This window comes from Oerskovia sp. PE-21s (assembly GCF_056158145.1).
Window position 1 is genome coordinate 58,534 of record NZ_JBUXJM010000009.1, and the last position, 21,931, is coordinate 80,464.

A 21,931-nucleotide genomic window follows, 5' to 3' on the forward strand; every position below is an offset into this window, starting at 1 on the left:
ACCCGACGCAGGCCCCCGGGCCCGACGCTCAGCAGGCGTCGGGCGCGGGGCCGGCGGCCCCGAGAACCCCCGGACCCGCGCCCCCCGGCGCCCCGGCCACGACGATCGGGATCGGCGCGGCCTCGTCGTGACGCCCCCGGTCGACGGTCTCGAGCCGCGCGACGCAGTGGTGCTGACCGAAGTTCGGCACCAGGGCCGTGGCGCGCAGGTCCGAGCCGAGCTCGGCCAGGGTGCCGTTGATGAAGCCCGCGTGCAGGGAGCACACGACCTGCGGCGTGCTGCGGGCGGTCGCCACGAACGGGCAGTTGTTGAGCACGAGCGCGTCCATGCCCTTGCCGGGCGCGGAGACGTGCGCGGACGGCTCGCCGCGCGGGGTCGGCGCGAACCACAGCGCGTCGAGCTTGGACACGAGCAGGGTCGAGACCTCGTCCTCGGTGAGCACCTCGCCCGGGGCGGGGCAGTCGGCGAGCTTCTGCCCCCACGTGCGGCCCACGGTGTACGTGAGGGTTGCGGCCTCGGGCACGTTGGCGGCGACCGCGGTCGTGAGCGCCTCGGCCAGGAGCCGGTAGGCCTGCGCACGCTCGTGCGTCTGGTTGGGCAGGGTGCCGCGGTAGAGCACCTTGGGCCGGCCGGGCGTCGTCCGGGTCTGCTGGGTGCGCTCGGCGAGCCCGGCGTCGACGAGCGACTCCAGGTGGAAGCGCGCCGTGTTCTGGTGGATGCCGACCTCGTCGGCGATGTCCTGGACGGACACCGGCGCCTTGGAGTCGCGCAGCAGCTGGATGACGTGCGTGCGCCTGCCGCCGTGGTCGCTGCGACCCGTCGTGCCGTCGAAACCCCCGTAGACCTGCTGCCTGGGCACCTGCTCGCCCCACTTCTTCCCGCTCGTGGACCACTGACGTCGAGGCGTCCGGCTGCCCCCGGCCGACGTCCTCACCACGACAACCATCGCACGAACGCCCCCCACGCAGTTCCCGAGGAGCACTCGCCATGACCATCGACGACCCGGCGACCATGTCGCCCCTGATGAAGAAGCTGCTGAAGACGCGCAGCCACTTCCCGCAGACCGAGGTGTTCGACTCGGCGCACGCCATGATCGAGACGGACCCCTCGGAGTGGGACCGGTTCTACCGTGACCGGTGGGCGCACGACAAGGTCGTGCGCTCGACGCACGGCGTGAACTGCACGGGGTCGTGCGCGTGGGACGTGTACGTCAAGGACGGCCTCATCACGTGGGAGCACCAGGGCACGGACTACCCGACGACGGGGCTCGACAGCCCCGAGTACGAGCCGCGCGGCTGCCCGCGCGGGGCCTCGTTCTCCTGGTACACGTACTCGCCGTCGCGCGTGCGGTATCCCTATGTGCGCGGGGTCCTGCTCGAGATGTACCTCGACGCACGCTGCCGCCTGGGCGACCCGGTGCTCGCGTGGGCCGAGGTCGTCGAGAGCCCGCTCAAGGCCTCGTTCTACAAGAAGGCCCGCGGCAAGGGCGGCCTGGTCCGCGCGGACTGGGAGCTCGCGACCGAGATCATGGCCGCGGCACACGTCTACACGATCAAGGCGTACGGGCCGGACCGCTGCGTCGGGTTCACCCCGATCCCCGCGATGTCGATGGCGAGCTTCGGCGTCGGGACGCGCTTCCTGTCGATGATCGGCGGGACGCTGCTGAGCTTCTACGACTGGTACGCGGACCTTCCGCCCGCGAGCCCGCAGATCTGGGGTGACCAGACCGACGTCCCGGAGTCGGGCGACTGGTGGAACTCGAGCTACATCATGATGTGGGGCTCGAACGTCCCCGTGACGCGCACGCCCGACGCGCACTTCCTGGCCGAGGCCCGCTACAAGGGGACCAAGGTCGTCGCGGTCAGCCCCGACTACGCGGACAACGTGAAGTTCGCCGACGACTGGCTCGCCCCCGCCCCGGGCACGGACGGCGCGCTCGCGCAGGCCATGGGCCACGTGCTGCTCACCGAGTTCTACCGCGACCGCCAGGTCCCGTACTTCGAGGCGTACTCGCGCACGTACACCGACGCGCCGTTCCTGGTCACGCTCGACGAGTCCCCGGGGGCGCGTGCGACGGCGGAGGGCACGGGGCCCGACGGCGACCCCGCCCCGGTCTTCCGGCCCGCCAAGTTCCTCACGGCAGCCGACCTGGACGGGCTGCCCGTCGCGGGGGCGACGGGGCAGCGCCCCGAGTTCCGCCCGGTCTTCCTCGACACGGCCGCCGACGCGCTCACGGTGCCGAACGGCACGCTGGCCGACCGGTGGACCGAGGACGGCGTGGGGCGCTGGAACCTTGACCTCGAGGACCACGACCCGGCGCTGAGCCTGCTGGGCCTGACGCACGCGGGAGCCGAGGCGCAGGGGGTCGTGGTCGAGCTGCCGCGCTTCGACGTGGGGGAGACAGAGGGCGGCTCCTCGGTCCTGCGCGGCGTCCCGGCGATCCGCGTGGGCGACCGCCTCGTGACGACCGTGTTCGACCTGCTCATGGCGCAGTACGGGGTGGGTCGCGACGGTCTGCCCGGGTCGTGGCCCACGGGCTACGACGACCCGACGTCGCCCGGGACGCCCGCGTGGCAGGAGTCCCTGACCGGGGTCCCGGCCGAGCAGTGCACCCGGATCGCGCGCGAGTTCACGCGCAACGCCGAGGTGAGCAAGGGCAAGTCCATGATCATCATGGGCGCGGGCACCAACCACTGGTACCACGCGGACACCATCTACCGGACGTTCATCGCGCTCCTGACCCTCACGGGGTGCCAGGGCGTCAACGGCGGCGGCTGGGCGCACTACGTGGGCCAGGAGAAGGCCCGGCCGGTGACGGGTCAGCAGCACATGGGCTTCGCGCTCGACTGGCAGCGGCCGACCCGCCACATGGCGGGGACGGCGTTCTGGTACACCGCCACGGACCAGTGGCGCTACGAGGGCTTCGGGGCCGACGAGCTCGCGTCCCCGACGGGGCCGGGCACCCTCAAGAACCGCAGCATGATGGACTGCCTGACGCAGGCGGCCCGCATGGGCTGGACGCCCTCGCACCCGGGCTTCGACCGCAACCCGCTCGACCTGTGCGACGAGGCCGCAGCCGCGGGTGTGCCCGTGGCCGACCACGTGGTCTCCGAGCTGCGCAGCGGGAACCTCAGGTTCGCCGTCGAGGACCCGGACGACCCGCAGAACTTCCCGCGCGTCCTGACGGTCTGGCGCGCCAACCTCATCGGCAACTCGGCCAAGGGCAACGAGTACTTCATCAAGCACCTGCTGGGTGCGGACTCGTCGCTGCGCGCGCACGAGACCCCGCCCGAACGGCGGCCCGAGGAGGTCGTCTGGCGGGACGAGGCCCCCGAGGGCAAGCTCGACCTGCTGACCAACATCGACTTCCGCATGACCTCGACGTCGCTCTTCGCGGACGTGGTCCTGCCCGCGGCGACCTGGTACGAGAAGCAGGACATCTCGACCACGGACATGCACCCGTTCGTGCACGCGCTCAACGCCGCGATCGCACCCCCGTGGCAGGCCCGGACCGACTACGACGCGTTCCTCGGGCTCGCCGACAAGGTCTCCGAGCTCGCCAAGACCCACCTGGGCACCCGCACCGACGTCATCGCGGCGCCGCTCACGCACGACACCCCCGACGAGATGGCCCAGCCGGGCGGCGTCGTCCTCGACTGGCGCAAGGGCGAGTGCGAGCCCGTGCCGGGCGTGACGATGCCGCGCCTCGTGGTGGTCGAGCGCGACTACACCCAGATCGCGGAGAAGATGCGCGCCGTCGGGCCGCTGATCTCGAAGGTCGGCACCACGACCAAGGGCGTCACGGTGGTCCCCGAGCAGGCCGTCGAGTTCCTCGCGAAGGCCAACGGCGTGCGCAAGGACGGCGTCGCGAAGGGACGTCCGTCGCTCGAGACCGCTGCGCACTTCTGCGAGGCGATCCTCGCGCTGTCCGGCACGACCAACGGCGCCGTGTCGGTCGCGGGCTTCAAGGCCCTCGAGAAGCGGGTCGGCAAGCCGCTCGCGGACCTGGCCGAGGAGAACCACGACCGCCAGGTCACGTTCGCCCAGACCCTGACCGGGCCGCAGAACGTCTTCACGAGCTACGAGTGGTCGGGCTCCGAGCAGGGCGGGCGGCGCTACTCGCCGTTCGTGGTCAACGTCGAGCGGCTCAAGCCGTGGCACACGCTCACGGGTCGCCAGCACTTCTTCGTCGACCACGACTGGATGACCGAGCTCGGCGAGCAGCTCCCGGTCTTCCGGCCGCCGCTCGACATGGCACGCCACTTCGGCCACCAGGGCTTCAGCGAGCCCGGCTCGACCGAGGTCACGGTGCGCTACCTGACGCCGCACTCCAAGTGGTCCATGCACTCGCAGTTCCAGGACAACCCGTACATGCTCGCGCTCTCGCGCGGGGGCCCCACGATCTGGATCTCCGAGGGCGACGCGGCGACCGCGGGGATCGCGGACAACGACTGGATCGAGGCGGTCAACCGCAACGGCGTGGTCGTGGCCCGGGCCGTGGTCTCGCACCGCATGCCCACGGGCACGGTCTACATGTACCACTCGAAGGACCGCAACATCGACGTGCCCAAGGCCGAGGCGTCGGGCAAGCGAGGGGGCATCCACAACGCGCTGACGATGATCATGATGAAGCCCACGCACCTCCTGGGCGGGTACGGCCAGCTCACCTACGCCTTCAACTACTACGGGCCGACCGGCAACCAGCGCGACGAGTACACGGTCATCCGTCGGCGCAACCAGGAAGTGGAGTACTGAGATGCGGGTCATGTCGCAGGTCGCGATGGTCATGAACCTCGACAAGTGCATCGGGTGCCACACGTGCTCGGTCACGTGCAAGCAGACGTGGACCAACCGCGACGGCGTCGAGTACGTGTGGTTCAACAACGTCGAGACCAAGCCCGGGACGGGGTACCCGCGCGGGTACGAGGACCAGGACCGGTGGCACGGCGGGTGGGAGCTCGACCGCAAGGGGCGACTCCGGCTCCGCTCGGGAGGTCGGCTGCGCCGTCTCGCGTCGATCTTCTCGAACCCCGACCTCCCGGGGCTCGACGACTACTACGAGCCCGCGACGTACGACTTCGACCAGCTCATCTCCGCGCCGGCGAACTCGCCGCACATCCCCGTGGCCCGGCCCAAGAGCGCGATCACGGGCAAGGACATGAAGATCACGTGGGGACCCAACTGGGACGACGACCTGGGCGGCTCGCCGCAGATCGCGTCGAAGGACCCCAACCTCGCGTCGATGGTCGACAAGGTCCAGCTCTCGTTCGAGCAGACGTTCATGTTCCACCTGCCCCGGATCTGCGAGCACTGCCTCAACCCGGCGTGCGTCTCGGCCTGCCCGTCGTCGGCCATGTACAAGCGCGTCGAGGACGGGATCGTGCTCGTCGACCAGGACGCGTGCCGCGGCTGGCGCATGTGCGTCTCGGCCTGCCCCTACAAGAAGGTCTACGTCAACCACCAGACGGGCAAGGCCGAGAAGTGCACCTTCTGCTTCCCGCGCATCGAGGCGGGGCAGCCGACCGTGTGCGCCGAGACGTGCGTGGGCCGGCTGCGGTACATCGGCCTCGTGCTCTACGACGCCGACGCGGTCGAGGCCGCGGCGTCCGTCGAGGACCCGAAGGACCTGCTCGACGCCCAGCGCGACGTGTTCCTCGACCCCACGGACCCCGACGTGATCGCGGCGGCACGGGCGGCCGGCATCGCCGAGGACTGGATCGGCGCCGCGCAGCGCTCGCCCATCTGGAAGCTCATCCAGAAGTTCAAGGTCGCCCTGCCGCTGCACCCCGAGTACCGGACCATGCCCATGGTCTGGTACGTGCCGCCGCTCTCGCCCGTCCTGGACGTCACGACCGAGCTCGGCAAGGACGATGCCGACGCCGACGACGTGTTCCACACCATCGCGTCGCTGCGCATCCCGCTCGAGTACCTCGCGAGCCTGTTCTCGGCCGGGGACGTCGACGTCGTCGCGGGCGTCCTCATGAAGCTCGCCGCGATGCGCAGCCACATGCGCCGGCGCACGCTCGACGGCGACGTCGACCAGGCCCTGCTCGACCAGGTCGGGTACTCGGCCGAGGACGTCGAGGAGCTCTACCGGCTCCTCGCCATCGCCAAGATGGAGGACCGCTACGTGATCCCCGCGGCGCACAAGGAGGACGCGGCCGAGATGGCCTCGTGGGCCTCGGGCTGCTCGCTCGACAACCCGGGCGGCCCCGGCATGAGCGCGGCCGCGACACGCGGCGGCCCCGTGTCCGTCCCCCTGCAGGTTCGGAGGCCGTCATGACGACCCAGGCTCCGGCGTCGGGCAGGCGCGCGTTCGTCCCGCTCCTGCGGCGCTCGCGGCGCAAGGACCTCGTCGAGGTCCCCGCCCGGTCCGACGTCCTCGCGCTCGCCAGCATCCTGCTGGCCTACCCCGACGACGCCTGGTACGCCGACGCCGACGAGCTCGCCGCGGCCGTCGCGGCCCTGCCCGACTCGGCCCCGGCCGCGCACCTGCGCGCGTTCTGGGACCAGCACGCGCGGACGGAGCCGCGCGCCGCGCGAGCCCACTACGTCGAGACGTTCGACCTGCGCCGCAAGTCGTCGTTGTTCCTCAGCTACTACCTGCACGGCGACACGCGCCAGCGCGGCATGGCGCTCCTCGCGCTCAAGCAGCGCTACCGCGCGTGCGGGTTCGCGCCCGACGACGCCGAGCTGCCCGACTACCTGCCCATGGTGCTCGAGTTCGCCTCGCGCGCCGGGACCGGGGCGGGGGAGGCGCCGCTGCGGACCCACCGCGGCGGGATCGAGCTCATCCGCCGCTCGCTCGCGGACCGTGGCTCGCACTACCGCGAGATCCTCGAGGCCGTGAGCGACCTCCTGGGGCCCGTGTCCGAGCGCCAGCGCGGCGAGGTCGACCAGCTCGCGCTCACCGGGCCGCCCAGCGACGACGCGGGGCTCGAGATCGCCTCGATGCCCTACGGGGGAGCGAGCTGGACCGACACGCCCGGCGCGCCCTTCGGCCCCCCGGAATTCACCTGCGCCCCGGAAGGACGCTGACTCATGTGGGACACCCTCCTCTTCGTGGTGCTGCCGTACGTCTGCCTCGCGATCTTCGTCGTCGGGCACGTGTGGAGGTACCGCAACGACCAGTTCGGCTGGACGACACGCACGAGCCAGGTGCTCGAGAAGCGCTGGCTCGCGTGGGGCTCGCCCCTGTTCCACTTCGGGGCGCTGTTCGCGATCCTCGGCCACGCCGCAGGGCTGCTGGTCCCGACCTCGTGGACCCAGGCCCTCGGGATCTCCGACCACGCGTACCACGTCGTCGCGGTCGCGGCCGGGACCGTCGCGGGCGTCGTGCTGTGCGCGGGGCTCGTGATCCTGCTGCTGCGCCGGTTCTACGTCTCCGACCGCATCCGCGTCGTCACGACGCCCATGGACCGGGTCCTGTACCTCCTGCTCACGGTCGAGATCGGGGTCGGCATGTGGCAGACCGTCGCGATCAACGTGTTCGGCTCGGGCTACGAGTACCGCGGGACGGTCTCGGTCTGGTTCCGTCAGCTGTTCGTCCTCCAGCCCGACCCCTCGCTCATCACCGCGGCGCCCGCGGTCTACGGCTGGCACGCCGTCCTCGCGTGCCTGCTCCTCGCGATCTGGCCCTTCACGCGGCTCGTGCACGTCTGGTCGGTGCCCGTCGCGTACCTGGCCCGGCCGTACGTGGTCTACCGGCAGCGCTCTGCGGCGCCGGGGCGCGGCAAGGTGCGGGCATGAGTGCGGTCCCCGACGTCCCCGCCCCGGTCGCCCGCGTCGTCCTCGCGGGCGTGGGGGAGACCGCCCTGGACGTGGCCGCGCACGAGCGCGCGGTGGCCTCCGTGCACGCCGGGGCCGTCGTGACCTTCGCGGGCGTCGTCCGCGACCACGACGGCGGGAGGTCCGTGGCCGCGCTCACCTACGAGGCCCACCCCGACGCGGACCGGATCATCCGCGAGATCGCGGCCCGCGTCGCGGCCCGCTCGGGCGAGGTCCGGGTAGCCGTCACGCACCGCGTGGGCGACCTCGAGATCGGCGACGTCGCGCTCGTCGCGGCAGTGTCCTCGGCCCACCGGGCTCAGGCCTTCGCTGCGTGCGGCGACCTCGTCGAAGAGGTCAAGGCCTCCCTGCCCGTGTGGAAGAGGCAGGTCTTCACCGACGGCACGCACGAGTGGGTCGGGGCGCTGTGAGCGTCGCGCCCACGCTCGAGCGCGCGCTCGTCGACCGGTTCGGACGGCGCCACCGCGACCTGCGCATCTCCCTGACCGACCGCTGCTCCCTGCGGTGCACCTACTGCATGCCCGCCGACGGCATGCCCTGGCTGCCCTCCGACGAGCTCCTCACGGTCGCCGAGATGACCCGCGTCGCGGCCGTCGCGGTCCGGCACGGCATCCAGGAGATCCGCCTCACGGGCGGCGAACCGCTCCTGCGCCCCGACATCGTCGAGATCGTGGCCGAGCTGGCCGCGCTCCCCGGCGCCCCCGAGGTGTCGATGACGACCAACGGACTGCGCCTGCCGGCGCTCGCGGTCCCGCTGCGCGACGCGGGGCTGAGCCGGCTCAACCTGTCGCTCGACACCCTGCGCCGCGACCGGTACGTGCGGTTGACGCGGCGCGACCGCCTGGACCAGGCGCTCGACGGGCTCGCGGCCGCCGACCGGGCGGGCTTCACCGGGACCAAGCTCAACGCCGTCCTCGTACGGGGCGTCAACGACGACGAGACGGTCGACCTGCTCCGGTTCGCGCTCGACCGCGGATACGAGCTGCGGTTCATCGAGCAGATGCCGCTCGACGCAGGCCGGACGTGGACGCGCGAGGGCATGGTCACGGCCGACGAGGTGCTCGCGTCGCTCAGCGGATCGTTCGACCTGTTCCCTGTGCCGACGCGCGGCGCTGCCCCGGCCGAGCGGTGGACGGTCGACGGAACCGACGCGGTCGTCGGGATCGTGGCCTCCGTGACGCGTCCCTTCTGCGGGGCGTGCGACCGGATCCGGCTCACGGCCGACGGGCAGCTCCGCAGCTGCCTGTTCGCGCGCGAGGAGACCGACCTGCGGACCCTCCTGCGCGCAGGAGCCGACGACGACCGGATCGCGGCAGCGCTCGGTCTCGCGGTCCGGACCAAGGCCGCCGGGCACACGATCGGCAGCCCCTCGTTCCGGCAACCCGACCGCGGCATGTCCGCGATCGGGGGATAGCCCCCACCCGAGACCGCACCGACCCCGTACGACAAGGAGTGACGAGATGCCCGCCATCACCCTGCGCTACTACGCCGCGGCCCGTGCCGCGGCGAACGGCCTCGACGAGGAGGTGATCGAGACCGAGAGCCCCGCGGCCGCGCTCCGCGTCAGCGCGCGGCGCCACGGCGAGCCGATGCGCCGCGTGCAGGTCGTCTGCTCCTACCTCCAGGACGGTCGCGCGCTGCGCCCCGAGGCGGCGACCGCCCCCGTCGCCGGTCCGGTGACGATCGACGTGCTCCCACCGTTCGCCGGCGGGTGAGCGACATGGCGAGGGTCCCGGTGAGAGAGGTCTACCCGCCCCTGGACGCGGACGAACCGTCCGGTGCCCCGGCCCGACGGCGCATGGCCGGGCTGCACGGCCCCGTCACCAGCGGGTGGCTGCTGGTGGCGAGCGTGAGCCAGCTCGGCACCTTCATCGCCGTCCTCTGGTACGGGCTGCTGGCGTTCCCCGAGATGACGCTGCCCGAGGCCGTGTTGCTCGTCGGCGCCCTGCTCGTGGCGCACTGGCTCACCTCGCTCGCCGTGTTCGCGGTGGGACGCGCACGGTTCCGGTGCCTCGAACGCCGGTACGTCGCCTGGCTCGACGGGCTCTGCACCGAGGAGCGGGCGGAGCACTGCCGCCGCGCCCAGCGCAGGCTCGTGGAGCACCAGAAGACGCCGAGGCACTGGGTGGTGCCCGCCGACTGGTGACGGTGCTGCTGGTCCGGCGAGGACGGCGGGACCGAGGTCAGGAGAGCTCGGCGACGAGCCGGGCCGTGAGCGGCGCCGCGACCCCGTGGCGATCGGCGGCCCGCACGACCGCGCCGCCGATCGCGTCGACCTCGAGAAGCCGACCCGCCTCGGCGTCACGCTCCATCGAGGAACGGGCGCCGGCCGGGAAGCGGTCGTACAGGGCCAGCGACGCGGCCGGGTCCGACGGTGCGCCTGACGCCGTCGCGACCGCCGCGACCTCCGCGACCAGCGCCTCGAGCTCGTCCCGGTGGACCGTGCGCACCTCACCGATCGTCGCGCGGTACCGCGTCGTGAGCAGGGCCAGCGGCGCCAGGAAGGACAGCTTGGCCCACACCAGCGCGGCCTCGTCAGGAAGCACCCGTACCGTGATCCCGGCGTGCGCGAGGAGGTCGCGCACGGCCTCGACCGTGTCCGTCGGCACGTCGCCCGGGGCGAGGTCGATCTCCACGAACGGGCTGCCGTGCACGATCTCGCCCGGCGCGACGCGCGTCGACTCGACCCGGATCACCGCAGGGAGGACCCGCGCGGAGCCGTACCGTGCGCGCAGCACGTCCAGGTGCTCGACGCCGTTGAGCAGCGGCACGACCACAGCGTCCCCGAGGACCTCGGGGGCGACCCGGTCGAGCGCGTCCGCCAGGCCGGTGGCCTTGACGGCGACCAACAGCACGTCGACCGGCTCGGTGAGGCGCGCCGTCGCCCGGACGGCGACCTCGACGTCACCGAGCTGCCCGCTGCGGACGTGCAGCCCGTGCTCACGCAGGGACGCCGCCGTCTCGTCGCGTGCCACGAAGGTCACCGTCGCCTCGTCGGCGCGGACGAGCAGGGCCCCGACGAGGCCACCGACCCCTCCGGCGCCGAGGACGGCGACCTCCCGTGGTGCGCCGTGCCCCGTCGTGGTCTTGTTCGTCCCGTCGCTCATGGCCTCAGGAGACCACACGTCCGGTCGGTGCCGGACGCGGACGTGCGTCCTGCGAGCGTGAGGGTGGTCACGGGCCGCGGGTCCCGCCGCGGGTCCCGCCGTGGGACGCCCCGGGGACGGCCGGCAGGTGTGCCCGTGGAACGAACCGGACAGGTGCCTCGTTGGTGACTCACGACAGCCCGTGAGCACGGCACCGGCATACCCGGCCGGTGGACGTCCGGGACGAACGAGCGTGCGGACGACGCACAGCAGGGACGACGCGATGCCGGTGCAGCAGACCGAGACCACCCGCCCATGGACGTTCGACGCACGCGCCGGTGCGGTCTACGGGCTCATGACGGCTGCCTGGTACGCCGTGCCCGACCTCGTCGAACGGCGCGGGACCCGGGCGCTCCTCAAGACGGCCTGCGGGGTCGCCGGCGCTGCGGTGCTGCTCCGGACCGGCGAGGGCCGCCAGGCGATCGACGGCGTCCGCAAGGTCCGCGACGCGATGCGGGAGACGTCGAGCACCGACGTCGTTGACCGGACCGCAGGGCCCTGGGAGCGGGAGTCCGACGACGGGCCGGACAACCCCCTGCACGGCCTCACCCCGGTCGAGATCGCGCCGGGCGGCAAGGTCGCGATCGCCGTCGGGGCGGCCGTCGTCCTCGGGGCCACGACCGCGTTCGCCGTCGTCGGGGAGAAGGGGGCGTACCGCTGGGGCGAGCGCATGCGCGCCCGCGGGGTGCGCGCGCCGCACCTGCGTGTGGGACTCGTCCTGGGCGCCGCGGCAGCGGTCCTGGGTGGCCTGCTCCCCGCTCCCGAGGACGACTGACGCCCACCGAGGACGACTGAGAAGGAGTCGCGGCGGCTGGCCGAGGTCCGGCCGCGCGTAGTCGAAGCGGTTGGCTGCCGGATCACCGTTCCACGAGATCGGGCTGGTTGTCGCATCCGGCGCGGCCGAGGCGACAACCAGCCCGATCTCGACGACAACCGGTCCGTCGACGTCCGCCGCGCGCGGCATCCCGAGCACGGTCGTCAGAGTGCGCCGGACGCCGCGGTCTCCTCGACGCCGCCTGCGCCATCGAACGTCAGGAGGCGATCGGCGACCTTGTCGATGAAGTAGCGGTCGTGGCTCACGACGACCACGGCGCCGGGGAAGTGCGCGAGCGCACGCTCCATGACCTGGGCGCTCGTGAGGTCGAGGTGGTTGGTCGGCTCGTCGAGCACGATCACCGAGGCACCCGACAGCAGGCACTGCGCGATCGCGACCCGGGCACGCTGCCCGCCCGAGAGCGTGCCGATCTTCTGCTTGAGCTCCATCTCGGAGAACTGCAGCATCGTCAGGAAGCGGTTGACGTTCTTCTTGGTCGCCGAGTACGCGAGGGTCCCGGGGGCGGCGCTGACCGCGTGCGCGACCGTGTCGTCCAGGTCGAGGTCGGCCACGACCTGGTTGTAGGAGACGAACGTCGAGTTCTTCTTCCAGGTGATCTGCCCGGCGTCGGGCGGAGTGACCTCCGTGAGCACGTCGAGGAGCGTCGACTTGCCGGACCCGTTCGCGCCGACGACGGCCACGCGGTCACCGCGGTGCAACGAGAACGTGAGGTCGCTGAAGAGCGGGTCGCCGCCGAACCCCTTCGTGAGCCCCTCGACCTCGACCAGTCGTTCGCTCACGTGCAGGTCCGCGTAGATGGTCGTGATGATCTGGTCGACCGGACGCGGCACCTGGCGCTTCTTGATGTCGGCGAGCTTGCGCTTGAGGCCCCGGCTCTTGTCCTTCGCGGCCTGCTTGCGAGCGTCGCTCGCCTCGACCTCGTACGCGAGCAGCTCCTCCTCGTGCGCGAACTGGCGCTCGATCGTCTTGAGGCGCGACTGCTTGGCGTGCACGTAGTCGGAGTAACCGCCCTCGTACTCGTGCAGGCGGCGGTTCTCGATCTCGACGATCCGGTTGACCGCGCCGTCGAGGAACTGGCGGTCGTGCGAGACCACGAGCACCGCTCCCGGGTACGTCTGGAGCCAGTTCTCGATCCAGCGCACGCCGTCGAGGTCGAGGAAGTTCGTGGGCTCGTCGAGCAGCAGCACGTCGGGGCGCTGCACCAGGATCCGGGCGAGCGCCGCACGGTTGCGCCAGCCGCCCGAGAGCTGGTCGACCGGGAGAGCGCGACGTGTGGCGTCGAACCCCAGCCGCGTGAGGACCGTGTCGATCGTGTTCTCGTACGACCACCCGTCGAGCGCGTCCATGCGCTCGAACAGGTCGGCCTGCTCGGTGAGAAGCCTGGTCATCTCGTCATCACCGTCGTCCATGAGGTCCGGCTCGGCAAGGCGCTCGCCGATCGCGTCGAGGCGCGCCTGCGTGGAGTGGACGTCGGCGAACAGCTCGCCGAGCTCCTCGGCCGCGCTGCGGTGCCCCGCGAGCTCGGAGAACTGCGAGAAGTACCCGATGCTCACGCCGAGGTTGACGTCGACCGTCCCCGACGTGGGTTCCTTGCGGCCCAGGATGAGCTCGAGGAACGTCGTCTTGCCCGTACCGTTGCGGCCCACGAGCCCGACACGCTCGCCCTCGCGGAGCTTGAGGAAGGCGTCGCGCAGCACGACCTTGTCGTCGAACTGCATGCTCACGGCGTTCAGGCGGATCAGGCTCACAGGGGTCCTCTCGGGCACCGTGCCGGAGGTCGGCACGACGGGAGAACACTACGCGGAGCGCCCGTCCGGACGGTCGTCGGTCACCGTTCGACGACCGTTCGTCGCACGGCGCCTACCGCTCGTCGCACACCTCGACCGTCCGTCGAGGTGACCTGGATCACGGCCCGCCGTCGTCCCTAGCCTTTCCCGGTCGGACGCAACGACGCGACCTTGGGAGAGAGAACCGATGACGACAGACATCCGATCGACGGCGGAGAACGCCTCGGACGACGGGCTCTCGCCCGATCCGACGCTCCCGCCCACCGCGGTCCCGGAGACCGCCCTCGCACCACGCTGGACCTGGCAGAAGGTCGCGCTCTGGACGGGCATCGCGCTGCTCGGCGGCGTTGCCTGGGTCATGCTCGCGCTGGTGCGCGGCGAGACCGTCAACGCGATCTGGTTCGTCTTCGCCGCAGTCTGCAGCTACCTCATCGGGTACCGCTTCTACTCCAAGGTCATCGAGCGGTACATCACGCGCCCCGACGACCGGCGTGCGACCCCGGCCGAGGTGCGCTCGGACGGCAAGGACTACGTCCCGACCGACCGTCGGGTGCTGTTCGGGCACCACTTCGCCGCGATCGCGGGCGCCGGCCCGCTCGTGGGCCCGGTCCTGGCCGCGCAGATGGGCTACCTGCCCGGCACGGTCTGGATCATCGTCGGCGTCATCTTCGCGGGGGCCGTGCAGGACTACGTCGTCCTGTTCTTCTCGATGCGTCGCGGTGGTCGCACGATCGGCCAGATGGCCCGCCAGGAGCTCGGTCGCATCGGCGGAACGGCCGCGATCGTCGCCTCCCTGCTCATCATGCTGATCATCGTCGCGATCCTCGCGCTCGTCGTCGTGAACTCCCTGGGCGAGAGCCCGTGGGGCGTCTTCAGCGTCGCGATGACCATCCCGATCGCCCTCTTCATGGGCGTCTACCTGCGCTACCTGCGCCCCGGACGCATCACCGAGGTCTCGATCATCGGCTTCGTGCTGCTCATGGCCGCGATCGTGGGCGGCGGCTGGGTCGCGAACACCCCGTGGGGCGCGGACCTGTTCCACCTCGACCGCACGACCATCGCGATCGGCATCATCATCTACGGCTTCGTCGCGGCCGTCCTGCCCGTCTGGCTGCTCCTGGCCCCGCGCGACTACCTGTCGACGTTCATGAAGGTCGGCGTGATCGTGATGCTCGCAGGCGCGATCGTGATCGTGCGTCCCGAGATCTCGGTCCCCGCGGTCAGCGAGTTCGCGAGCGGCGAGACCGGTCCGGTGTTCTCCGGGTCCCTGTTCCCCTTCCTGTTCGTCACGATCGCGTGCGGCGCCCTGTCCGGCTTCCACGCCCTCATCGCGTCGGGCACCACGCCCAAGCTGCTCGAGAAGGAGCGCCAGACGCGCTTCATCGGGTACGGCGGCATGCTCATGGAGTCGTTCGTCGCGATCATGGCGCTCGTCGCCGCGATCTCGCTCGACCGCGGTATCTACTTCGCCATGAACGCCTCGGCCGCCGCGACGGGCGGCACCATCGAGGGGGCGGTCGCGTTCGTCAACTCGCTCGGCCTGGCCGGAGTGAACCTCACGCCCGACATGCTGTCCTCGACCGCGGCGGCCGTCGGCGAGGAGTCCATCGTGTCGCGCACGGGTGGCGCTCCGACCCTGGCGCTGGGCCTCGCGCACATCATGCAGCAGCTCTTCGGCGGCGCCGCGATGATGGGCTTCTGGTACCACTTCGCGATCATGTTCGAGGCGCTGTTCATCCTCACGGCCGTCGACGCCGGGACGCGCGTGGCGCGCTTCATGCTCCAGGACTCGCTCGGCAACGTCGCGCCCCGGTTCCGGGACGTGACCTGGCGGCCCGGGGTGTGGTTCTGCACCCTGGTCATGGTCGCCGGGTGGGGGAGCATCCTCTACCTCGGCGTGACCGACCCGCTCGGCGGGATCAACACGTTCTTCCCGCTGTTCGGCATCGCCAACCAGCTCCTCGCGGCCATCGCGCTCGCGGTCGTGCTCGCGATCGTCGCCAAGCGTGGCCGGTCGTACTTCCGCTGGCTCTGGATCGTCGCGGTGCCGCTCGCGTTCACCGCGGTCGTGACCATCACCGCGTCGTTCGAGAAGATCTTCTCGCCCGTCCCTGCCGTGGGCTACTGGGCCAACCACAACGCGTTCAAGGAGGCACTGGCCGCGGGGGAGACCTCGTTCGGCACCGCGACGTCGGTCGAGGCCATGGAGGCGGTCGTGCGCAACACGTTCGTCCAGGGCACGCTGTCGATCATCTTCGTGGTCCTCGCGATCGTCGTCATGGTCGCGGCCCTCGTGACGACCATGAAGGCGTTGCGGGTGGGGGGCGGCGAGAACCACGAGGACGAGCCCGTGGCCTCGCGCCGGTTCGCTCCCGCCGGGCTCCTGACGACCGCTACGGAGAAGGAGATCGAGGCCGAGTGGGCTCAGCTTCCGCCCGAGAAGCAGCCCGTCTCCTCGGGCGCGGGACACTGACGTGGGACCCGTGCGCGACGCGCTCGCCCGAGCGGCGAGGGGTGCGGCCTGGTACGTCCGCCAGCTCATGGGCGACGACGCCTACCGGGTGTACGTGGAGCACCGCCGCGCCGCGCACGGGTCCGACGTCCCCGTCCTGACCGAGCGCCAGTTCTGGCGCCAGCGCATGGACGACCAGGACCGCAACCCCGGCGCCCGCTGCTGCTGAACGTCGGCCGCCGAGGGTGACGCTCCCGGTGGCCCTCGGCGGTCAGGTCCGTCAACCTCGGCGTCGTCTCTCCGGAATAGGATCGCGACATGTCCGGACCCGTGTTCACCGGGGCCGTCGTCGGCCTCGTCGTCGGCGTCCTGCTCACCGCCGCGCTCGTCGTCGCGTGGCGGCTCGCACGCGGCACGCGCGAGCTCGGCAGCGACTCCGAGCGGGCGACGTTCAGCACGCTGCACCTCGCGTCGCGCGCGGCCAAGCACCTGCGGGACGGCCTCGAGGGCGACGACGTCGGACGCGCCGCCCGCCACCTGCGCACCCTGCTCGGCTGCGAGGCGCTCGCGGTCGTGACAGCCGACGGCGTCGTGGCCCTCGACGGCCCGGCCGCCCTCCGGGCCGAGGCGCAGCGCGTCGGCGCCCGGACGATCGAGACCGGCAGGCGACAGGTCTACGCGGGGGCCGAGCCGTCGTCGGGCGGGCCCGAGGCCGTCGGGGCGCCCGTCCTCGCGGGCGGTGCCGTGGCCGGGGCCGTCGTCGCGTTCGCGACGCGCGTGCGCCCGCCGCTCGTGCGGGCCACGGGCGAGGTCGCGCAGTGGTGCTCCGCGCAGCTCGAGCTGGGCGAGCTCGAGGCCTCGCGCACCGCGCTCGCGCAGGCCGAGCTGCGTGCCCTGCGCGCCCAGATCAGCCCGCACTTCATCTACAACTCGCTCGGCGCGATCGCCTCCTTCATCAGCACCGACCCCGAGCGGGCGCGCGACCTCGTGCTCGACTTCGCGGACTTCACGCGCTACTCCTTCCGGGGCCGCGGCGACTTCACGACGCTCGCCGACGAGCTGGGCAGCGTCCACTCGTACGTCGAGCTCGAACGTGCGCGGTTCGGCGACCGGCTGACCGTGACGCTCCAGATCGCGCCCGAGTCGCTGTCGACCGTCATCCCGTTCCTCAGCGTTCAGCCGCTCGTCGAGAACGCCGTCCGGCACGGTCTCGAGCCGCGCGAGCGGGGAGGGCGCATCGTCATCAGCGCGCGCGACGAGGGCACCCAGACCGAGATCACGGTCGAGGACGACGGCGTCGGCATGTCTCCCGAGACGTTGCGGGCCCTGCTCGCGACGGGGTCGCGCGCGACGAACGTCGGGCTGCGCAACGTCGACACGCGCGTGCGCCAGCTCTACGGCGACCAGCACGCGCTCGAGATCGAGACGAACGAGGGCGCGGGTACCCTCGTGCGGATGCGCGTCCCGAAGTCCCAGCCCCAGCACGAGACCGAGGTGAGCCGGCCGTGAGCGACCACGCCCCCCGTCTCGCACCGCCCGCCGGTCCTGCCGACGAGGCCGGCGGGGCCGGCGGAGCCGCAGGCCCGCGTCCCGGCGTCGACGTCCTCGTGGCCGACGACGAGCGCCCGGCCCTCGACGAGCTGACCGCGCTCCTGCGCCGGGACCCGCACGTGCGCTCGGTGCACGCCGTCGCGTCGGGCGCCGAGGCCCTGCGCTGGCTGTCCGAGCACCCCGTGCACGTCGCGTTCCTCGACATCCACATGCCGGGGCTCACGGGGCTCGACCTCGCCCGCGCGCTGTCGCGGTTCTCGGTTCGGCCCGCGGTGGTGTTCGTGACGGCCGACGAGGCCCGGGCCACCGAGGCGTTCGACGTCGAGGCCGTCGACTACGTGCTCAAGCCCGTCCGGCGCGAGCGGCTTGCCCGCGCGGTCGAGCGCGCGGTCGCCGCCCAGTCCGGCCCGGCATCGCAGGTGTCCCGGGACGCGGACGGCACCGACACCCACGCCGCGGAGCGGCCTGCCCCGACCACGCAGGTCCCCCCGGCCGACGAGACCATCGCCGTCACGGTCGGCACGACGACGCGCGTCGTGCTGCGCTCGGCCGTGCGCTGGGTCCAGGCCCAGGGCGACTACTCACGCCTGGTCACGGACTCCGACAGCTACCTGGTGCGCGAGCCCCTCTCCGACCTCGAGGAGCGCTGGAGCCCCGCGGGCTTCCTGCGCGTGCACCGCTCGTACCTCGTCGACCGCGCCGCCGTGACGGCGGTCCGCCTCGGTGGTGCGCACCCGGTCGTGGTCGTCGCCGGGCAGGAGGTCCCGGTGAGCCGACGCATGGCGCCGTCCGTGCGCGACGCGCTCCTGCGCCGCCCAGGGGGCCGTCCGTGAGCTCGCAGGAGCCGCCGCCGCGGGTCGTCGTCCGCTCGACCGACCCCTTGCCGCCCGGCCCGTCCGACGCCCCACCCGGCGCGCCGGACGCGGGGGAGGAGGCGCCGTCGGGCGCGGTGCGCGAGGGCCCCGGGGACACGCCCGGGCCCGACGGCGGGAGCGAACCCGCGGCCGTGTACGCCCGCAGCCTCGCGCGGACCCAGCTGCGGCTCGCGCTCGCGTGCGTCGTGTCGTTCCTGGCCGTGGTCACGCTGCTCACGGTCACGATGAGCGCGGTGCCGACGCTGGGCGACGTGCACGTCCTCGGCGTGCCGCTGCCGTGGCTCCTGCACGCGTACGGCTTCTACCCGGTCATCGGGGCGTTCGCGCTCGTGTTCGCCCTGGCCGCGGCCCGCAACGAGCGACGCTTCCGCGCACTGGTGGACGACGAGTGAGCTCGGCCCTGCCGCTCGTCGCGGTCGGCCTGCTGCTGCTCGCGACCGGGCTCATCGGCTTCTACGGGCTGCGGATCTCGCGGACGACGAGCGACTTCTTCGTCGCGTCCCGGACGGTGCAGCCCGTGTGGAACGCGTCGGCGATCAGCGGCGAGTACCTGTCGGCGGGGACGTTCCTGGGGTTGTCCGGCCTCGTGCTGCTCTCGGGGGCCGAGGCGTTCTGGTTCCCCGTCGGGTATGCCGCGGGCTACCTGCTCGTGCTGCTGTTCGTGGCCGGGCCTCTGCGCCGCAGCGGGGCCTACACGATCCCCGACTTCGTCCAGGCACGCCTCGACTCGCTCTCCGCTCGGCGCGTCACGAGCGTCCTGGTGCTCGTCATCGGGTGGCTGTACGTCGTGCCGCAGCTCCACGGCGCCGCGCTCGTCATCACCACCGTGGCTCCCGTGCCGCCGTGGGTCGGATCGGTCGGGGTGGCCGCGGTCGTGAGCGCCGTGGTCGCCGCGGGCGGCATGCGCTCGGTCACGTTCGTCCAGGCGTTCCAGTTCTGGGTCAAGCTCACGGCGCTCGCGGTCCCCGTGGTCTTCCTGCTGATCGTGCTCGGCGGGCAGGACCTGACGCTCGACCCCGCGCAGGTCTTCCCGCCCGAGGCCGGGCCGCGCGCGTACGACACCTACACGACGGCCTCGTTGCTGCTCGCGCTGCTGCTCGGCACGATCGGCCTGCCGCACGTCCTCGTGCGCTTCTACACGAGCCCCGACGGCGTCTCGGCCCGGTGGACGACCGTGGTCGTGATCGGCATGATCAGCGTCTTCTACATGGTCTCGAGCACCATGGGACTGATCGCCCGCGTCGTCGCCCCCGACCTCGCCGAGCCCGGCGTCGCGGACACCGTGGCGCTCGTGCTGCCGTCGCGGCTCGTGCCGGGCCCCGGCGGCGAGCTGCTCTCGGCGCTCGTGATCGCGGGGGCGTTCGCGGCGTTCCTCGGGACGTCCTCAGGGCTCGTGGTCTCGCTCGCGGGGGTCGTGAGCCAGGACCTGTTCGGCGGCACAGTCCGCTCGTTCCGCTGGTCCGCGGTCGCGTGCACGATCGTGCCCCTCGCGTTCGCGCTCGTGACCATCCCGCAGGGGCTCGTGACGAGCGTCGGGACCGTGTTCGTGTTCGCGGCTTCCGCGCTGTCCCCGACGATCCTGCTGGGCGTGTGGTGGCGGCGCCTGACCGCGCGCGGGGCGATCGCGGGCATGGTCGTCGGCAGCGCGCTGTGCGCCGCGGCGCTGCTCGTCACCTCGGCGCTCGGGCCCGGCGACGGGCTCGCACGCAGCCTCCTGGCCCAGCCCGCGGCCTGGACGATCCCGCTCGCGACCGCCACGACCGTCGTCGTGTCCCTGCGCGACCGGCGCGGGCCGCAGCCGCGCACGGACCGCTTCCTGCGGCGGCTCCACGTGCCGGAGCGCGCTCCCGAGCGCTGAGTGCGTGGTCCGGCCGCGACACGCCCGGCGAGTCGCGGCCGAACCCCGCACTCGGCGGCCGCCCCGGAAATCCCCGCGACGCCCGGTCGGTCCGTGGGTATCGTCGGAGCCGGTGGACGTGAGGCGTGACGACCCTCGGCCCGGACCTCGCGCCGGGCGCACGACCCCCGCGCGTCCGGCGGACCGACGAGAGGCCGGGACCTCCCGGCGAAGGAGTGGTGGCACCGCGACCTAGCCCCCGCCCGCTCCTCCAGGGCCTTCGCCTGCTGGAGGAACCATGAGACCACCGACCCCACCCGTCCCCCCGACACCGACCCCGGCCGCACCGTCCGCGGCGCACCGGACCCTCGCCGCCGACCTGCCCGCCCTCCCACCCGGCACGTCCGTCACGCTCCGTGGCTGGGTGCATCGGCGCCGCGCCCTCGCGACCGTGACCTTCCTCGTGCTGCGCGACCGGTCAGGGCTGGCGCAGGTCGTGGTGCGCGTGGGCGACGGGCAGGTCGTGCCGCCCGAGGAGACCGTGGTCGAGGTCACGGGCCTGACGACGGCGAACGCCCAGGCTCCGGGCGGGGTCGAGGTGACCTCGCCGACCGTCGTGCCGCTCACCGACCCGGCCGTGACCCCGCCCGTCGAGCTGTGGCGCCCGTCGCTCGACGTGGGACTCTCCACGATGCTCGACCATGCCGCGGTCGCCTGGCGGCACCCCGCGCAGCGCGCGCGGTGGGAGGTCGCGGCCGCGTCGTTGCGCGGGTTCCGTGAGGCCCTCGACGCGCAGGGCTTCACCGAGGTGCAGTCGCCCAAGATCGTCGGGACCGCGACCGAGTCGGGGGCCGAGGTGTTCGCTCTCGACTACTTCGGTCACCCGGCCTTCCTGGCGCAGAGCCCGCAGTTCTTCAAGCAGCAGCTCGTCGGGGTCTTCGAGCGCGTGTACGAGGTGGGGCCGGTCTTCCGGGCCGAGCCGCACGACACCGTGCGTCACCTCGCCGAGTACGTCTCGCTCGACGTCGAGCTCGGCTTCGTCCGCGACCACCGCGACGTGCTGGCCGTCCTGCGCGACGTCCTGGCCGGCATGGCTTCCGCCGTCCACCAGCACGCCGGGCGGGCGGTCGCCGCGTACAGCTTCGGGGTGCCGGTCGCGCCCGACGAGATCCCCGTGATCCACTTCGCCGAGGCCCTGGCCCTCGTCGGGGCCCCCGACGACGAGCCCGACCTGGCGCCCGAGCACGAGCGTGCGCTGGGGCGGTGGGCGCTCGCCGAGCACGGCAGCGACCTCCTCGCGGTCGAGGGCTACCCGATGGCGAAGCGTCCCTTCTACACACACCCGCAGCCGGGCGACGCGCGGTGGAGCAACAGCTTCGACCTGCTCTTCCGTGGGGTCGAGCTCGTCACGGGCGGTCAGCGCCTGCACCGGTACGCGGACTACGTCGCGGCGATCACGGCCCGTGGTGAGGACCCGGCCGGGTACGCGACGTACCTCGAGGCGTTCGAGCACGGGATGCCGCCGCACGGCGGCTTCGCGATCGGCCTCGAACGCTGGACCGCGCGCCTGACGGGCGCGGCGAACGTCCGCGAGGTCGCGCTCTTCCCGCGCGACCTGCACCGCCTCGCGCCCTAGCGCAGGGGCGCCCCCGTCCGGTAC

General features: G+C 72.5%; 19 protein-coding genes. 16 read left to right on the forward strand and 3 right to left on the reverse strand.

Annotated features, from left to right (window positions below):
- Positions 1-28 precede the first annotated feature (28 nt).
- Entirely contained in the window at positions 29-859 is an 831-nt protein-coding gene (locus tag ACZDYF_RS16440) for a helix-turn-helix transcriptional regulator (RefSeq protein ID WP_475059629.1), read from the reverse strand.
- 128 nt (positions 860-987) lie between these two features.
- On the opposite strand from ACZDYF_RS16440, the gene ACZDYF_RS16445 reads away from it, so the two are divergent.
- From ACZDYF_RS16445 to ACZDYF_RS16480, 8 genes are read left to right on the forward strand one after another with little or no spacing between them, the layout of a single operon-like run.
- Entirely contained in the window at positions 988-4,755 is a 3,768-nt protein-coding gene (locus ACZDYF_RS16445; RefSeq protein ID WP_475059633.1) for a nitrate reductase subunit alpha, read from the forward strand.
- Between the two features lies 1 nt (position 4,756).
- A complete protein-coding gene (narH, locus tag ACZDYF_RS16450; protein ID WP_475059638.1) occupies positions 4,757-6,283 on the forward strand; it encodes a nitrate reductase subunit beta in 1,527 nt (508 codons plus the stop codon).
- Positions 6,280-7,038 (forward strand): nitrate reductase molybdenum cofactor assembly chaperone, encoded by a 759-nt coding sequence (narJ, locus tag ACZDYF_RS16455; protein WP_364075195.1) that lies wholly within the window; start codon positions 6,280-6,282, stop codon positions 7,036-7,038. Before narH ends, narJ begins: the two co-directional genes overlap by 4 nt.
- 3 nt (positions 7,039-7,041) lie before the next feature.
- The gene (gene narI / locus ACZDYF_RS16460; RefSeq protein WP_475059649.1) at positions 7,042-7,749 is read left to right on the forward strand and encodes a respiratory nitrate reductase subunit gamma; all 708 of its coding nucleotides are present in this window, start codon (positions 7,042-7,044) and stop codon (positions 7,747-7,749) included.
- Positions 7,746-8,198, forward strand: coding sequence for a molybdenum cofactor biosynthesis protein MoaE (locus ACZDYF_RS16465; RefSeq protein WP_475059656.1), 453 nt, complete (start codon positions 7,746-7,748; stop codon positions 8,196-8,198). The genes narI and ACZDYF_RS16465 overlap by 4 nt, the downstream gene beginning before the upstream one ends.
- Positions 8,195-9,202, forward strand: coding sequence for a GTP 3',8-cyclase MoaA (gene moaA, locus ACZDYF_RS16470; protein ID WP_400275018.1), 1,008 nt, complete (start codon positions 8,195-8,197; stop codon positions 9,200-9,202). Before ACZDYF_RS16465 ends, moaA begins: the two co-directional genes overlap by 4 nt.
- A gap of 46 nt (positions 9,203-9,248) precedes the next feature.
- Entirely contained in the window at positions 9,249-9,503 is a 255-nt protein-coding gene (locus tag ACZDYF_RS16475; protein ID WP_191791346.1) for a MoaD/ThiS family protein, read from the forward strand.
- Between the two features lie 20 nt (positions 9,504-9,523).
- Positions 9,524-9,934 carry a hypothetical protein gene (locus ACZDYF_RS16480; RefSeq protein ID WP_475059674.1) on the forward strand — a complete coding sequence of 137 codons (411 nt, stop codon included), beginning with the start codon at positions 9,524-9,526 and terminating at the stop codon, positions 9,932-9,934.
- Positions 9,935-9,971: 37 nt separating this feature from the next.
- Here the strand turns inward: ACZDYF_RS16480 and ACZDYF_RS16485 are convergent, their stop codons facing one another.
- The gene (locus ACZDYF_RS16485) at positions 9,972-10,895 is read right to left on the reverse strand and encodes a ketopantoate reductase family protein (protein WP_475059682.1); all 924 of its coding nucleotides are present in this window, start codon (positions 10,893-10,895) and stop codon (positions 9,972-9,974) included.
- Between the two features lie 262 nt (positions 10,896-11,157).
- Between ACZDYF_RS16485 and ACZDYF_RS16490 the strand changes: the two genes are divergently transcribed.
- Positions 11,158-11,709, forward strand: coding sequence for a hypothetical protein (locus tag ACZDYF_RS16490; protein ID WP_475059690.1), 552 nt, complete (start codon positions 11,158-11,160; stop codon positions 11,707-11,709).
- A gap of 203 nt (positions 11,710-11,912) precedes the next feature.
- On the opposite strand, the gene ACZDYF_RS16495 is transcribed toward ACZDYF_RS16490, so the two are convergent.
- Positions 11,913-13,517 carry an ABC-F family ATP-binding cassette domain-containing protein gene (locus ACZDYF_RS16495; protein ID WP_475059695.1) on the reverse strand — a complete coding sequence of 535 codons (1,605 nt, stop codon included), beginning with the start codon at positions 13,515-13,517 and terminating at the stop codon, positions 11,913-11,915.
- Between the two features lie 226 nt (positions 13,518-13,743).
- On the opposite strand from ACZDYF_RS16495, the gene ACZDYF_RS16500 reads away from it, so the two are divergent.
- From ACZDYF_RS16500 to aspS, 7 genes are all read left to right on the forward strand, one after another.
- Entirely contained in the window at positions 13,744-16,029 is a 2,286-nt protein-coding gene (locus ACZDYF_RS16500) for a carbon starvation CstA family protein (RefSeq protein ID WP_475059702.1), read from the forward strand.
- Between the two features lie 10 nt (positions 16,030-16,039).
- Positions 16,040-16,237, forward strand: coding sequence for a YbdD/YjiX family protein (locus tag ACZDYF_RS16505; protein WP_475059707.1), 198 nt, complete (start codon positions 16,040-16,042; stop codon positions 16,235-16,237).
- An 89-nt stretch (positions 16,238-16,326) separates the two neighbouring features.
- A complete protein-coding gene (locus ACZDYF_RS16510; protein WP_475059710.1) occupies positions 16,327-17,517 on the forward strand; it encodes a sensor histidine kinase in 1,191 nt (396 codons plus the stop codon).
- Positions 17,518-17,615: 98 nt separating this feature from the next.
- The gene (locus ACZDYF_RS16515; RefSeq protein ID WP_307824292.1) at positions 17,616-18,392 is read left to right on the forward strand and encodes a LytR/AlgR family response regulator transcription factor; all 777 of its coding nucleotides are present in this window, start codon (positions 17,616-17,618) and stop codon (positions 18,390-18,392) included.
- A complete protein-coding gene (locus ACZDYF_RS16520) occupies positions 18,389-18,826 on the forward strand; it encodes a heavy metal transporter (protein WP_204808721.1) in 438 nt (145 codons plus the stop codon). The genes ACZDYF_RS16515 and ACZDYF_RS16520 overlap by 4 nt, the downstream gene beginning before the upstream one ends.
- Positions 18,823-20,292: a sodium/solute symporter gene (locus ACZDYF_RS16525; RefSeq protein WP_475059716.1), complete on the forward strand. Its 1,470-nt coding sequence runs from the start codon at positions 18,823-18,825 to the stop codon at positions 20,290-20,292. The genes ACZDYF_RS16520 and ACZDYF_RS16525 overlap by 4 nt, the downstream gene beginning before the upstream one ends.
- A gap of 277 nt (positions 20,293-20,569) precedes the next feature.
- Positions 20,570-21,907 (forward strand): aspartate--tRNA(Asn) ligase, encoded by a 1,338-nt coding sequence (gene aspS, locus ACZDYF_RS16530; protein WP_475059723.1) that lies wholly within the window; start codon positions 20,570-20,572, stop codon positions 21,905-21,907.
- The last annotated feature ends 24 nt before the right edge of the window (positions 21,908-21,931 follow it).